The sequence below is a fragment of the Streptomyces ardesiacus genome (genome assembly GCF_003112575.1).
Classification (GTDB): domain Bacteria; phylum Actinomycetota; class Actinomycetes; order Streptomycetales; family Streptomycetaceae; genus Streptomyces; species Streptomyces ardesiacus.
The window spans coordinates 231426-243812 of the sequence record NZ_BEWC01000005.1; the positions used below are offsets into that span (position 1 = coordinate 231426).

At 74.3% G+C, this 12387-nt stretch carries 12 protein-coding genes; 2 read left to right on the top strand and 10 right to left on the bottom strand.

The genetic code is table 11. The features are described 5' to 3' along the window. Positions 1-25: 25 nt before the first annotated feature. Positions 26-247 carry a hypothetical protein gene (locus Sdi02f_RS17580; RefSeq protein ID WP_234319744.1) on the top strand — a complete coding sequence of 74 codons (222 nt, stop codon included), beginning with the start codon at positions 26-28 and terminating at the stop codon, positions 245-247. Here Sdi02f_RS17580 and Sdi02f_RS17585 read toward each other — a convergent pair. Beyond that, positions 230-1468, bottom strand: coding sequence for a cytochrome P450 (locus Sdi02f_RS17585; protein ID WP_108933632.1), 1239 nt, complete (start codon positions 1466-1468; stop codon positions 230-232). The two genes, Sdi02f_RS17580 and Sdi02f_RS17585, sit on opposite strands and share 18 nt — an antisense overlap. Positions 1469-1652: 184 nt before the next feature. Here Sdi02f_RS17585 and Sdi02f_RS17590 point away from each other — a divergent pair, with 184 nt between their 5' ends. After that, positions 1653-2213: a hypothetical protein gene (locus Sdi02f_RS17590; RefSeq protein WP_055467896.1), complete on the top strand. Its 561-nt coding sequence runs from the start codon at positions 1653-1655 to the stop codon at positions 2211-2213. Positions 2214-2413: 200 nt separating this feature from the next. Here Sdi02f_RS17590 and Sdi02f_RS17595 read toward each other — a convergent pair whose 3' ends face one another. From Sdi02f_RS17595 to Sdi02f_RS17635, 9 genes are all read right to left on the bottom strand, one after another. Further along, complete coding sequence (locus Sdi02f_RS17595) at positions 2414-3097, bottom strand: response regulator (RefSeq protein ID WP_053639428.1); 684 nt, start codon at positions 3095-3097, stop codon at positions 2414-2416. After that, a complete protein-coding gene (locus Sdi02f_RS17600; RefSeq protein ID WP_031085125.1) occupies positions 3094-4521 on the bottom strand; it encodes a sensor histidine kinase in 1428 nt (475 codons plus the stop codon). The genes Sdi02f_RS17595 and Sdi02f_RS17600 overlap by 4 nt, the downstream gene beginning before the upstream one ends. A 13-nt stretch (positions 4522-4534) precedes the next feature. Then, positions 4535-5221 carry a response regulator gene (locus tag Sdi02f_RS17605; protein ID WP_031085127.1) on the bottom strand — a complete coding sequence of 229 codons (687 nt, stop codon included), beginning with the start codon at positions 5219-5221 and terminating at the stop codon, positions 4535-4537. Next, the gene (locus tag Sdi02f_RS17610) at positions 5218-6630 is read right to left on the bottom strand and encodes a sensor histidine kinase (protein WP_108933633.1); all 1413 of its coding nucleotides are present in this window, start codon (positions 6628-6630) and stop codon (positions 5218-5220) included. Before Sdi02f_RS17610 ends, Sdi02f_RS17605 begins: the two co-directional genes overlap by 4 nt. After that, positions 6623-7828 carry an acyltransferase family protein gene (locus tag Sdi02f_RS17615; RefSeq protein ID WP_030401401.1) on the bottom strand — a complete coding sequence of 402 codons (1206 nt, stop codon included), beginning with the start codon at positions 7826-7828 and terminating at the stop codon, positions 6623-6625. The genes Sdi02f_RS17610 and Sdi02f_RS17615 overlap by 8 nt, the downstream gene beginning before the upstream one ends. Beyond that, positions 7821-8810, bottom strand: coding sequence for an alpha/beta hydrolase (locus Sdi02f_RS17620; RefSeq protein WP_108933634.1), 990 nt, complete (start codon positions 8808-8810; stop codon positions 7821-7823). Before Sdi02f_RS17620 ends, Sdi02f_RS17615 begins: the two co-directional genes overlap by 8 nt. Positions 8811-9164: 354 nt before the next feature. Next, complete coding sequence (locus Sdi02f_RS17625) at positions 9165-10070, bottom strand: alpha/beta hydrolase (protein ID WP_031085132.1); 906 nt, start codon at positions 10068-10070, stop codon at positions 9165-9167. Positions 10071-10236: 166 nt separating this feature from the next. Continuing rightward, the gene (locus tag Sdi02f_RS17630) at positions 10237-11562 is read right to left on the bottom strand and encodes a kynureninase (protein WP_108933635.1); all 1326 of its coding nucleotides are present in this window, start codon (positions 11560-11562) and stop codon (positions 10237-10239) included. Further along, a complete protein-coding gene (locus Sdi02f_RS17635; protein ID WP_030401405.1) occupies positions 11555-12370 on the bottom strand; it encodes a tryptophan 2,3-dioxygenase in 816 nt (271 codons plus the stop codon). The genes Sdi02f_RS17630 and Sdi02f_RS17635 overlap by 8 nt, the downstream gene beginning before the upstream one ends. Between the last annotated feature and the right edge of the window lie 17 nt (positions 12371-12387).

The following is a 12387-nucleotide window of genomic DNA, read 5'->3' on the forward strand; positions in this document are numbered from 1 at the left end:
CTGTGCGGTCTCGTTGATCGGGGCGGTGGGTGCGGTGGTCGTGTGGTGGCAGACCTCCCGGACCCAACGGCACCTCGGCAACGAGTTCGAGAACAACGGTCAGGACTTCGGCGCCGTCCTCACCGAGCTGCCGTTGGTCTTCCTCGCCGGGGCCGTCGTACCGGCCGTGGTCTGGGGACTCGGGGCGTGGCTGCTGGGACGGCGCCGGCGGTCGCGGGCGGCCGGGGTGTCAGAGTTCCACGCGTAGCCCGGTCAGTCCGCGCATCACGAAGTTCGGCCTGCGCTCCGGTTCCGCCGCCAGGCGCAGCGTGGGGGCCCGCTCCAGCAGGGCCGTCATGGACGCCGCGAGTTCGATGCGGGCCAGCGGGGCGCCGATGCAGTAGTGGATGCCGGCGCTGAAGGAGATGTGCGGGTTGTCCCGGCGGGTGAGGTCGAGGCGTTCCGGGTCGGTGAAGACCGCCGGGTCGTGGTTGGCGGAGCCGAACAGCAGCGCCACCTCGGCACCGCGCGGGAGCGTCGTCCCGTCGATCTCGATCTCGTCCAGGACCCAGCGTTCGAAGAGCTGCAGCGGGGTGTCGTAGCGCATCAGCTCCTCCACGGCCGAGTGGACGAGGGAGTGGTCGGCGCGCAGGGCGGCCAGGTGGCCGGGGTGGCGGAAGAGGGCCAGCCAGCCGTTGGCCGTGGCGTTCACCGTGGCCTCGTGACCGGCGTTCAGGAGCAGGACGCAGGTGGAGATCATCTCCTGCTCGGTGAGACGGTCGTCGTCCTCGTCGTGCGCCGCGATCAGGCCCGAGATCAGGTCGTCGCCGGGGTCCTTGCGGCGGGCGGCGATCAGGGTGCGCAGGTACTCCGAGAAGTCGAGGGACGCCCGGACCGCCTTCGCCGCCGTCTCCGCGGAGGGGTTCAGCTCGTACATCCCGCAGATCTCCGCCGACCAGGGGCGCAGGGGCGCGCGGTCGGACTCCGGGATGCCCAGCATCTCGGCGATCACGGCGACCGGCAGCGGCTCGGCCACGTCCGTCAGCAGGTCGCCGCCGCCCGCCGCCACCAGCCGGGAGACCAGGTCGTCGGCCAGTGCGCGCACGTACGGCCGCAGCCGTTCCACCGTGCGCGGCGTGAACGCCTTCGACACCAGGCGCCGGATACGGGTGTGGTCCGGCGGCTCCAGGTCGAGCATGCCGTGGTCGTTCAGCGTGTGGAAGGGCTCGTGCTCCGGCGGGGGCGGGGTGCGCCCGAACTCCTCGTGCGTGAAACGGTGCTGGTAGGTCCGGCCGAGGCGGCGGTCGCGCAGCAGCGCCGAGACGTCCGCGTGGTGCGGGACCAGCCACTGGTCGCTCGGCTCGTAGTAGAGCACGCGTCCGCGTGCCCGCAGCTCGGCGAAGGCGGGGTACGGGTCGGCGACGAACGCCGGGTCCCACGGGTCGAACGCGAGGCCGGACGCCCGGGATTCATCGGATGCAGCCGTCATGCACGGACGATAGGGAACGACGGCCCCTCCACGGAAGAGGAAGGGCACGTCAGCGCCGCGCTGACGGGTGGGCGACGGTCCGGGATTCCCGCGGGCCGGTCGACCGGCCGCCGGCGCACCGGCCAGGCCGGTGAGAAGCCCCACCTGAGCCGGGCCCACGTCCCCTCCCGCATAGCCTGAGGCCATGGACAGCACGTCGTCTGAGGCGATGAAGGACATCCGAACGGTGTTCGAATCCGTGATCGCCGACGGATTGCGCCGGGAGTCGGTGGAGGGAGCGACCGACGCGGAGATCGACACGGCGCTGGCAGCGCAGGGGGTGGCTGACGCCCCGTCGGCGGTGCGCGAGGTCCTGCGCCTCGTCGGAAGGTCTCCCGGACTGTGGCTGGCGGGCAGCGGTTTCGGCGTGCGGGCGATGACCTCCGCCATGAAGGCGCACGCGCTCGCGACGCTTGACGCGCTGCCGGGCCACGGCATCCGTGATCCCGCCTCGGCTCTCGTTCTGGTGGAGCACCAGGCGTACGCGTACCACCTGATCGACGGTGCGGATCTCGGGCAGCCCGATCCGCCGGTCTGGCTGGTCACCGAAGGAGAGACAGCGGTCGCGGACGCCGCCTGGCCCAGCACCGCCCAGTGGTTCCGCTGGGCGGCACCGGACATGTCGCGGTTCCGGGAAAGGCTGGAGGTGCTCCGCGAGACGGGCGAGCGGCGCCTGCCGGCCTGGGCCGAGGACATGCGCCTCTGACCGACCGGCGGATCATGACCGGAGCCACGGCGCCGGCAGCGGTCGCGGTCGGAGCCGGTGGGCCCGCCGCCCGCGCTGCCCTTGCGGCGGCGGTCGCGCCGGGAGCCGGGGACCGGACACGCCGGGAGCCCGGACCCGGCACGCCGGGAGCCGGGGGCCGGACGCGCCGGGAGCCGGGGGCCGGACGCGCCGGACGGCGCCTAGCCCGGGGTCACCAGGCGGGCCTCGTAGGCGAAGACGGCCGCCTGGGTACGGTCGCGCAGGCCCAGCTTCACCAGGATGCGGCTGACGTGCGTCTTGATCGTCGACTCGGCGACCACCAGGCGCTCGGCGATCTCCGAGTTGGACAGGCCCTGCGCGATCAGGACCAGGACCTCCGTCTCGCGCTCGGTCAGGTCGCCGTACGCCGCCTGCGCCGAGGGCATCAGCCGCGGGGTGTCGGACAGCCTGGAGAACTCCGTGATCAGACGCCGGGTCACCGACGGGGCGAGAAGGGCCTCGCCGGACGCCACCACCCGGACGCCGTCCGCGAGCCGCCGGGCCGAGGCGTCCTTGAGGAGGAAGCCGGACGCGCCCGCGCGGAGCGCCTGGTACACGTACTCGTCGAGGTCGAAGGTGGTGAGGACCAGCACCTTCGACGTGCCGTCCGCCGCGACGATCTCCCGCGTCGCCTCGATGCCGTTCACCTCGGGCATGCGGATGTCCATCAGCACGACGTCCGGGGACAGCTCGCGGACCTTGGCCACCGCCTCCCGGCCGTTGACCGCCTCACCGACGACCTCGATGTCCGGCATCGCGTTCAACAGGACCGAGAAGCCCTCGCGCACCATCATCTGGTCGTCGGCGATCAGGACGCGGATCGTGCCGTCGGCGCGGTCGGTCATGCCTCGTCCTCGCTCCGGTCGGCGGCGACCGGCAGGAACACCGCCACCTCGTACCCTCCGTCGTCCGTCGGGCCCGCCGTCATCTCGCCGTTCAGCATCGAGACGCGCTCGCGCATGCCGGTGATGCCGTGACCGGCGCCGGGCGACGGTTTGACCAGGGTGTTCCGCGGGACGGCGGTGTTGACCACACGCAGGCCCAGGCCCCCCAGGACGTAGGAGACCTCGACGCGGGCCGTCGCCCCGGGCGCGTGGCGCAGGCTGTTGCTGAGGGCCTCCTGCACGATCCGGTACGCCGACAGCTCCACGCCGGGCGGCAGCTCGCGCACCGCACCGGTCACCGCCTTGTCCACGGCCAGGCCCGCCTCCCGCACATTGGCGAGCAGGGCGTCCAGGTCGGCCAGGGTCGGCTGCGGGGCGTCCGGGGCCTCGTAGTCCTCGGCGCGGACGACGCCCAGGACGCGGCGCAGCTCGGTGAGGGCCGCCACCGCGTTCTCCCTGATGGTGGCGAAGGCACGCTCCAGCTCCTCCGGCGGATTCTCCACCCGGTAGGGCGCGGCCTCCGCCTGGATGGCGACCACCGACATGTGGTGGGCGACGACGTCGTGCAGCTCGCGGGCGATGGTGGTGCGCTCCTCGAGCAGGGTGCGGCGGGACCGCTCGTGCGCGGTCACCGTCAGCTGGGCGGTCACCTCCCGCCGGGCGGTCTGCCGTATGTGCCACAGGCAGACCACGAGCAGGGCGAACGCGGACGTCACCAGCATCGGCCCGCCGTTCGTGGAGTAGTACGTCCCGCCGAAGAAGGCGTCCGCGAGGAAGGAGTACACCGCGGTCAGGACCCACATCCAGACGGCGGTGCGGGGCCGGGTGCGCAGCGCCACGACGACCATCACCGCGAGGTGGCAGACGAACGCGCCGGGCATCCAGGGCCAGTCCCATCCGTCGCCGTTGACGAAGGCGACGAGTGGGGTGGCGGCGAGGGACATCCAGAACGCGCCGACCGGCCGGACCAGCGTCGCGAGCACCGGGAGGGCGCACAGGACGCCGGACAGCAGGGCCGGCAGGTCACCGCCGGGCAGGCTGCCCCCCACCGAGCCGACGACCAGGGCGATGAACGCGATCGCCCCCACCACCGCGTGCGGGAGGTAGCGCGCGTCCGACCGCAGCCGGCCGGGCAGCCGGCGGACGAACGGACCGTCCGTGTGCCGGGGCGGCAGGCGGTCGTAGGCGAAGGGGTCGTGGAACAGGTCCTGGCGCAGCCCCCGCAGGGAGGTCCGGGCCAGCCGGTACTCCTGGCTGCGGGCCCCGCCCTCGTGCTGCTGGTGAGTCGTCTCGGTCACGCTCACACGGTAGGCCGACCGGAAGTGGCCGGTCGTCCCCGTGGAGAGGGGTTCTCCGGCGTCCCTCTCAAGTACTACGCGGGCCACGACGCACCGGTCCTCAGTACCCCGCGGGGCGCACCAGCCCCGACTCGTAGGCGAACACCGCCGCCTGGGTGCGGTCCCTGAGGCCCAGCTTCACCAGGATCCTGCCCACATGGGTCTTCACCGTCTGCTCGGCCACCACCAGACGCTGGGCGATCTCCGCGTTCGACAGGCCCTGGGCGATGAGAGCCAGCACCTCCGTCTCCCGCTCGGTCAGCTCGCCGACGCGGGCCTTCAACGGGGCGCGCGGGCGGTCGTCCAGCCGGGAGAACTCCGCGATGAGCCGCCGCGTGATCCCCGGGGCGAGCAGGGCGTCACCGGCGGCCACCACGCGCACCGCCTCGGCCAGTTGGTCGGCGGAGGCGTCCTTCAGCAGGAACCCGGAGGCCCCGGCCCGCAGGGCCTCGTACACGTACTCGTCGAGGTCGAAGGTGGTCAGCACCAGCACCCGGATCTCCGGGGTGGCCCCGGTGATGCGCCGGGTGGCCTCGATACCGCCCAGCTCCGGCATCCGGATGTCCATCAGGACCACCTCCGGCGCCAGCTCGGCGACCTTGGCCACGGCGTCCAGACCGTCCACCGCCTGCCCGATCACCTCGATGTCGGGCTGGGTGTTGAGCAGCACGGTGAAACCCTGCCGGACCATCTGCTGGTCGTCGGCGATCAGCACGCGGATCACGCGGCCGTTGCTGCTGGTCGTCATGGGGAGTCGTCCTCGGTGGAAGGGGCGGTGGGAGAGGCCGTGGGAGAGGCGGTGGGAGAGGCGGTGGCGGGGGCGGTGGGCAGGTCGGGGCCGTCGGACGGCAGGAACGCCGCCACCTGGTAGCCGCCGCCCGGCATCGGATGGGCCGTCAGCATGCCGTCGAGCATCGCCACCCGCTCCCGCATGCCGAGCAGCCCGTGCCCGGCCCCCTGCGAGGGCGCGGGCGCGCGCTTCGGCCGGGTGTTGGAGACGTCCACGCGCAGTCCGATCGGAAGGTGGGTGAGGTGGACCCGGGCGCTCGCGCCCGGTGCGTGCCGCAGCACGTTGCTGAGCGCCTCCTGCACGATCCGGTAGGCCGACAGCTCCACGCCGGGCGGCAGTGGTCTGCGCGTCCCGCTGCTGCCCGTGGTGACGGTCAGGCCGGCGGCCCGGATGTTGTCCACCAGCGCGTCGAGCCGGTCGAGGGTGGGCTGCGGGGCGTGCGGGGCGGCCTCGCCCCCCTCCGGTGCGTCCAGCGCGTCCGGGTGCTCGGCGCGCAGCACGCCCAGCACCCGGCGCAGCTCGGTGAGCGCCTCCAGCGCGTTCTGCCGGATGCCGGCGAGGTTCTCCTTCAGCTCGTCCGAAGGGTTCTCGACGAGGAGGGGGGCGACCTGGGCCTGGATGGAGATCACCGACATGTGGTGCGCCACCACGTCGTGCAGCTCGCGCGCGATGCGGCCGCGCTCCTCCAGCAGGGTCCGCCGGGCCCGCTCCTCGGCGGTGAGCGAGGTCTGCTGGGCGAGTTGGGTGCGGGCCTCTCTGCGGCCCCGCAAGGCGATGCCGAGGACGACGACGACCGTGAACAGGATGACGGCGAGCTGCCCCGTCGGCTGGTAGCCCACCGCGCCCACCACGCCCTGCACCAGGTAGGTGGTGAGCGCGCTCAGGGCCAGCGCCTCCAGCGCCACGCGGGTAGGCGCCCGCAGGGCGAGCAGCAGCAGGACGAACATGTGGCCGATGAGCCCGGCCGCCGTCCAGGGCCAGGTGAACGCGTCGCCGCCCGTCTCCATCGCGGCCCGCACGGCGAAGGCCCCCACCAGCATGGCCGCCGTCGACAGCCACCAGGCCGCAACCGGCCGCCAGAGGGCGAACGCCGTCGCACCGGCCTGGGCGCAGGCGATCACGAAGCCGAAGCCCGGATCGATCCCGCCGTTGTCCCCGAGCTGGGCGGTGTCGCCCAGCAGCACCCCGAACGCCACCAGGTACACCAGCCCGTGCGGGAACCAGCGCAGCCACACCGACGGCGGCAGCGGGTCGGCCCGCCAGGTCCACAGGTCGTCGCGGAGCACGCGCAGCCCGCGCCCGGCCCGGGCCCGTGACCGGTCCCACTGCCGTCTCCCCCATCGCGTCACGGGCTCCACCCTAGACATGGCGTGCTCCCGCCGCGGTCGCCCGGCGCCGCGGGCGGTGGACCCGGACGACCCGGGCGCGGCGCCGGACTCCCCCGTGCTCGCAGGAGCGGAAGGTGGCCCAGCAGCCCGCCAGGACCAGGGCGAACACCGGCAGCCACAGGAGCCGCGCCGCGACCCAGTCCAGGCCGTCGGGGAGCGTGTGGAGGCCGGGCAGACGGCCCGCGAGGAGACCGGTGGCCGTGGTCGCCATCAGTGCCGTCTGGTGCCAGAGGAAGACCGTCATCGCGGAGAGGTTGACCAGCGCGACCCCGGCCCAGGCCACGGGACGCCGCATCGCGCGGCGCAGCCGCTCACGCAGGAGCAGGGCGAGCCCGCACTGGGCCAGGCCGAAGGTGACGGCGGCCAGGGTCGGCGGGTTGAGGTTCGACACGGGCGCCCCGGGGACACCGACCATCGACGCCGGGTAGCCCGCCCAGGCGACGAGCGCCGCGGTGGCCGCCGCGCCGCCGGCCAGCAGGAACCAGCCGGCGCGGCGCCGGTCCAGTTCGCCGCGGGTCCAGGCGGCGCCGAGGGTGTAGGGGACCAGCCAGCCGGCCGCGAGGTTGACCCAGCCGAGCCAGGACGGGGCGCCGAGTCCGAAGCGCAGCAGGTCTGTGTGGAGGACGACGACCAGCGGCCAGAGCGGGTGCAGCCGGGTCAGCAACGGCGTCGCCGCGGTCAGCGCGGCGAAGACCAGCAGGAACCACATCGGGGACAGCGCCAGCTTCACCAGCGTGTGGACGGTCACGAAGTCCGCGCCGGTCAGCAGGAGCAGAGCGGCCGTCACCGTCCACAGGCCGAGGACGGCCAGGACCGGCCGGAAGAGCCGGGACAGCCGGGCACCCAGCCACCGGCCGTAGGACTCCCCGCGAGCGCGGGCCGACGCGTATCCACGCGTGGCGACATGCCCGCCGACCAGGAAGAACACGGCGAGGGTCTGGAAGACCCAGGAGACGGGGGCCATCCGGGGCATGCCCTGGAGCGGGCTGGCCGCGTGCAGGCCGGTGCCGTCGGCGACCAGGGCCGTCACCAGCCAGTGCCCGAGTACCACTCCGAGGATGGCGACGGCGCGCAGGGCGTCCACGGCACGGTCCCGCTCGGCGGGTGTGGCGGCGTCGACGCGGGCGGCGGCGGCACGCAGCGCGCCGCGCGGGAGCGCGGGGGCCGGGTCAGCCATGGGTCACCTCCGTGGTCTGGCCCAGGACGATCCGGGCCAGGTTCGTCAGGGAGCGGGAGCCGGTGTCGAAGTAGTCGCTGTGGCCGCCGTCGCCTGCGTCGAAGACCCGGGCGCCGAAGTCCGGGGAGACCGGGTCGGTGCCGAAGCCGACGGTGGTGCCGAACAGGCCGACGCCGACGTGCGGAACGTGCTCCACCCAGTCGTCGGCGCCCCGCCCCGCCCATATCCGGGCCTCGGTGTGCAGGCCGGCGGCGGTGTCCGAGCCGGTGCCGGGGCTGCCGACCAGGGCGATGTCGGAGACGGCCAGGCCGTGGGCGGCGCGGGCGCAGACCACCGAGCCGTAGGAGTGGCACAGGAGGGAGAGGTGCGTGTCGGGGCCGGTGACGCGGCGCAGGTCGGCGACCAGGTCGCGCAGCCCGGGGGCGGCCCCGTCGGCGCGGTCGGTCGTGACGACGGTGGTGCTGACGGTGCCCGGTGTCGCGTAGCCCAGCCAGGCCACGACGGCGGTGCGCGTCCCCGCGGGGGCCTCGGCGACGAGCTGCCGGTGCAGGGCGAGGGCGGCGGCGCGAAACCGGCCGTAGGTGTCGATGCCGGTGTCGGAGCCCGGGACCAGCACGGCGACGCGGTCGGCGCGCGCCAGGTCGCCGAGGACCTCGGTGACCAGCCCCGCGCCCCGGCCGTCGAAGGCGAGGAGACGGCGGGACCGGTCGGCCAGCGAACGGTCCGCCGCCGCGCGGTCGTGGTCGCCGTGGTCGGCGGCCATCCGGGCGGCCCGCTCCGCGTTGGCCCGGTTGGCGGCGTAGGCCTCCTCCAGCGTGGCCGCCGTCGGTGCCGCGAGCACGGCGGGGGCCGGGGCGGGGATCTGGGGCCGCGCGGCGCCGGACAGGGGAAACACCACGGCGCCGGTGATGAGTGCGGCGCAACCGGCGCGGCGCCATCGGCCCACCCGTCGCCGCCAACGTACCGTCGTCCCCGGCCTCATGGCCTCTCCCCTCCGGCGCGGCCGCCCATCGGACGCGTCTGCAGGGGAAGTTATGAATCGGGCCGGGTAACCCGCGTCCCGCCAGGGAACTCACCTGGCGAGTAGCTCTCAGGTATTACGGGTACGACGGGCACCACCGCCCGGCCGACGGCCACATGCCTGTCCGTCGGCCCGCCTGCCCGTGGGACCGCCTGCCCGCCTGCCCGTAGGACCGCCTGCCCGAAGGACCGCAGGACCGTCCGCCCATCGGCCCGCCGCCCGTAGGACGACCCGCCGACCCGCCGACCCATCGGCCCATCAACCCGTCGGCCCATCAATCCGTCGGCCCGTCGACCCGTCGGCCGACCGCGCGGCTCACCAGGCCAGCTGCGCGATCTCCTCCGCCACCACCGCGCACGCGTCCGCCGCCGGGTCGATCAGCGGGTAGTGGCCGACGTCCTCCAGCAGCGTCACCCCCACCACCTCCCCGGCCTTGGCCGCCGCGTCGGCGTACGCCTCGGCGACCGCCTGGGGGACGTCCACGTCGGCGCGGCCCTGCACGAGGGTCGTCGCGATGCCGGTGGGGAGCAGCAGAGCGGGGTCGGCATACGGCCGCCGCTCGGCGAACAGCTCGCCGCCCCCGAGCAGTTGGCGCGCCGCCCCGCCGCACACGCCGAGCTTGTCGGCGACCTCGAAGTCGGCGATCGGCGCGAGGGCGACCACGCCCCGCAGGGGCGCCGGGCGGCCGGTGCGCCACGGGGCGTCGGCGGGCAGCAGGTGCCGGGCGGCGGCCCACAGCGCGAGGTGGCCGCCGGCGGAGTGGCCGGTGAGCACCATGCGACGGGCGTCGGCCCGCGGCAGGTGGTGCCGGACCAGTTCCGGGAGCGCGTCCAGCGCGGCGGCCACGTCGTCGAACGTGTCGGGCCAGCGCCCAGCGACAGGATCCCCGGAGTCCGTCGCGGCACCGGCCCCCTCCGCCCCGCGCCGGTACTCCACACTGGCCACGGCGAAGCCCCGCCGGGCCAGGAAACCGGCGAACGGGCTGATGTGACGCCGGTCGTACGGAGCGCGCCACGAGCCTCCGTGCAGGACCACCACGACGGGAGCGGCCTCGCCCGGACCCGCGCCGTCGCGTGGCGCGTAGAAGTCGATCACCTGGTCGGGGTGGTCGCCGTAACCGGCGGTGGAGTCGGGCTCGACCGCCGGGTGGGAGAAGGCCGACTTCTCCTCCGCCGCGTCCCTCGCGGCAGCGGTGCCCGGTTCTGCGGCGGCGTCCGGCATGCTCAACCTCTCAGCGACGAAACCATGTTGGCGGACCGGGGGAAGGAAATCGGCCGTCGGCGGGACGTTATCAGGCCGGTGACGTGCGCGGACACGGGGATGTGACGCTGGGTGAGGGCCGGAACGGCTCGTCCGGCCCCCACCCGCGGCTCGCCGGGGCCGCGGTTCAGCCGGCCAGCGTCCGCGCCAGCACCCGCGCCGCCCGCTCCACGTCCGCGAAGCCGACGTACAGCGGGGTGAAGCCGAAGCGCAGCACGTCGGGGGCGCGGTAGTCGCCGACCACCCCGCGCTCGATCAGCCGCTTCATCACCTCGCCGGCGTCGTCGCAGCGCAGCGCGACCTGGCTGCCCCGCTCGGCGTGCGCCGCCGGGGTCACGGACTCCACGCGGCCGTCCGGGACGTAGGCCCCGACGCAGCGCAGGAAGAAGTCCGTCAGCGCCAGCGACTTGGCCCGCACCGCCGCCACCGAGACCCCCTCCTCGTCCCACACGTCCAGTGCCGCCTCCAGGGCGAGCAGGGAGAGGATGTCCGGCGTGCCGACCCGGCCCCGCACCGCGCCGGAGGCCGGGGCGTAGTCGGAGCGCATGCCGAACGGCTCGGCGTGCGAGTTCCAGCCCGGCAGCGGGGAGTCGAAGCGATGCTGGAGGTCGCGGCGCACGTACAGGTAGGCGGGCGAACCGGGGCCGCCGTTGAGGTACTTGTAGGTGCAGCCGACCGCCAGGTCCACGCGGTGCTCGTCCAGCCCGACCGGCAGCGCGCCCGCGCTGTGGCACAGGTCCCAGACGATGTACGCCCCCGCCTGGTGCGCCGCGGCCGTGAGCGCAGGCAGGTCGTGCAGCCGGCCCGTGCGGTAGTCGACGTGGTTGAGCAGCACGGCCGCGGTACGGCCGCCCCGGTCCGCCAGCACCGACGGCACCTCGGCCGGGGTCACCGGACGCAGGGTGCAGCCCGTCATCCGGGCGGCCGACTCGGCGATGTACCCGTCCGTGGGGAAGGTGGTGGCGTCGACGAGGATCTCGTCCCGGACCGGACCGGGACCGCCGGGCCCGCCTGTCCCATCGGTCCAGCCTGCCCCATCGGTCCCGCCTGTCCCGCCGGTCCCGCCTGTCCCGCCGGTCCCGACGGGCCCGCCCTCACCGTCCTCCCGCGCCATGCGCACCGCGGCGACGAGCGCCTTGAAGACGTTGACGCTGGTCGAGTCGCCGACGACGACCTGTCCGGCCGCCGCGCCGACCAGCGGGGCGATCCGGTCGCCGATCCGCTCGGGGGCGGTCCACCAGCCGCTCTCCTCCCAGGACCGGATGCGCAGCTCGCCCCACTGGCGCCGTACGACGTCCGCCACGCGCGCGGGGACGTGCGCGGGAAGGGCGCCCAGTGAGTTGCCGTCGAGGTAGGTCACGTCGTCCAGGACGAACCGCTCGCGCACCGCCGCCAGCGCGTCGGCGGCGTCCAGTCGTTCCGCCTCGCCCGCGAGGCCCGTCGGCTCAGACATACGACCGCGCCGTCCACAGCTCGGGGAACACGTTGCCCCGGGCCCGCTTCTCCAGCCAGGCCACGCCCGCGGAACCGCCCGTGCCGGTCTTGGCGCCCATCGCGCGGCGGGTGGCGACCAGGTGGTCGTTGCGCCAGCGCCACACCAGCTCGGCGACGTCGGTGAGGGCCTCGCCGAGGCGGGCCAGCTCGCCGTTCTGGTCGCCGGAGTAGACCGCGGTCCAGGCGGCCTCCACCTCGGGGGACGCCTCGTACTTCTGGGTGACGTCGCGCCGGAGCACGGCGTCCGGGATGTCGTACCCGCGCCGGGCCAGCAGCCGGACCACCTCGTCGTACAGGCTCGGCTCGTGCAGCGCCTTCTCCAGTTCCGCGTGGACGCGGGGGGCGCCGCGGTGCGGGACGAGCATGGACGCGGACTTGTCGCCGAGCAGGAACTCCAGGCGGCGGTACATCGCCGACTGGAAGCCGGAGCCCTCGCCGAGGGCGGACCGGTAGGAGTTGAACTGGGCGGGGGTGAGCTGCCCCAGGGGAGTCCACGAGGCGTTGAGCGCCTCCAGCTCCCGCACGGAGCGCTTGAGCGCGTCGGTCGCCACCGGGACCCGGTCCTCGCGCAGGGCGCGGGCGGCGGTCTCCCACTCGTGGACGATGACGGTGAACCACAGCTCCATGACCTGGGTCGTGACCAGGAAGACCATCTCTCCGGGGTCGTCGGAGAGGGTGTGCTGGAGGTGGGTGAGCACGTCCGCCTTGACGTAGTCCTCGTACGGCGTGCTGCCCTCGAAGTCGAGATTCGGGGCGTCGTGGGACATCGCTGTCTCCTGATGTG

Coding starts and splice junctions, on each gene's coding strand:
- Sdi02f_RS17625 (WP_031085132.1), bottom strand. CDS start 10,070: ATGCCGGACGCCGCCGCAGAACCGGGCACCGCTGCCGCGAGGGACGCG.
- Sdi02f_RS17615 (WP_030401401.1), bottom strand. CDS start 7,828: ATGGCTGACCCGGCCCCCGCGCTCCCGCGCGGCGCGCTGCGTGCCGCC.
- Sdi02f_RS17590 (WP_055467896.1), top strand. CDS start 1,653: ATGGACAGCACGTCGTCTGAGGCGATGAAGGACATCCGAACGGTGTTC.
- Sdi02f_RS17610 (WP_108933633.1), bottom strand. CDS start 6,630: ATGTCTAGGGTGGAGCCCGTGACGCGATGGGGGAGACGGCAGTGGGAC.
- Sdi02f_RS17585 (WP_108933632.1), bottom strand. CDS start 1,468: ATGACGGCTGCATCCGATGAATCCCGGGCGTCCGGCCTCGCGTTCGAC.
- Sdi02f_RS17620 (WP_108933634.1), bottom strand. CDS start 8,810: ATGAGGCCGGGGACGACGGTACGTTGGCGGCGACGGGTGGGCCGATGG.
- Sdi02f_RS17635 (WP_030401405.1), bottom strand. CDS start 12,370: ATGTCCCACGACGCCCCGAATCTCGACTTCGAGGGCAGCACGCCGTAC.
- Sdi02f_RS17595 (WP_053639428.1), bottom strand. CDS start 3,097: ATGACCGACCGCGCCGACGGCACGATCCGCGTCCTGATCGCCGACGAC.
- Sdi02f_RS17630 (WP_108933635.1), bottom strand. CDS start 11,562: ATGTCTGAGCCGACGGGCCTCGCGGGCGAGGCGGAACGACTGGACGCC.
- Sdi02f_RS17605 (WP_031085127.1), bottom strand. CDS start 5,221: ATGACGACCAGCAGCAACGGCCGCGTGATCCGCGTGCTGATCGCCGAC.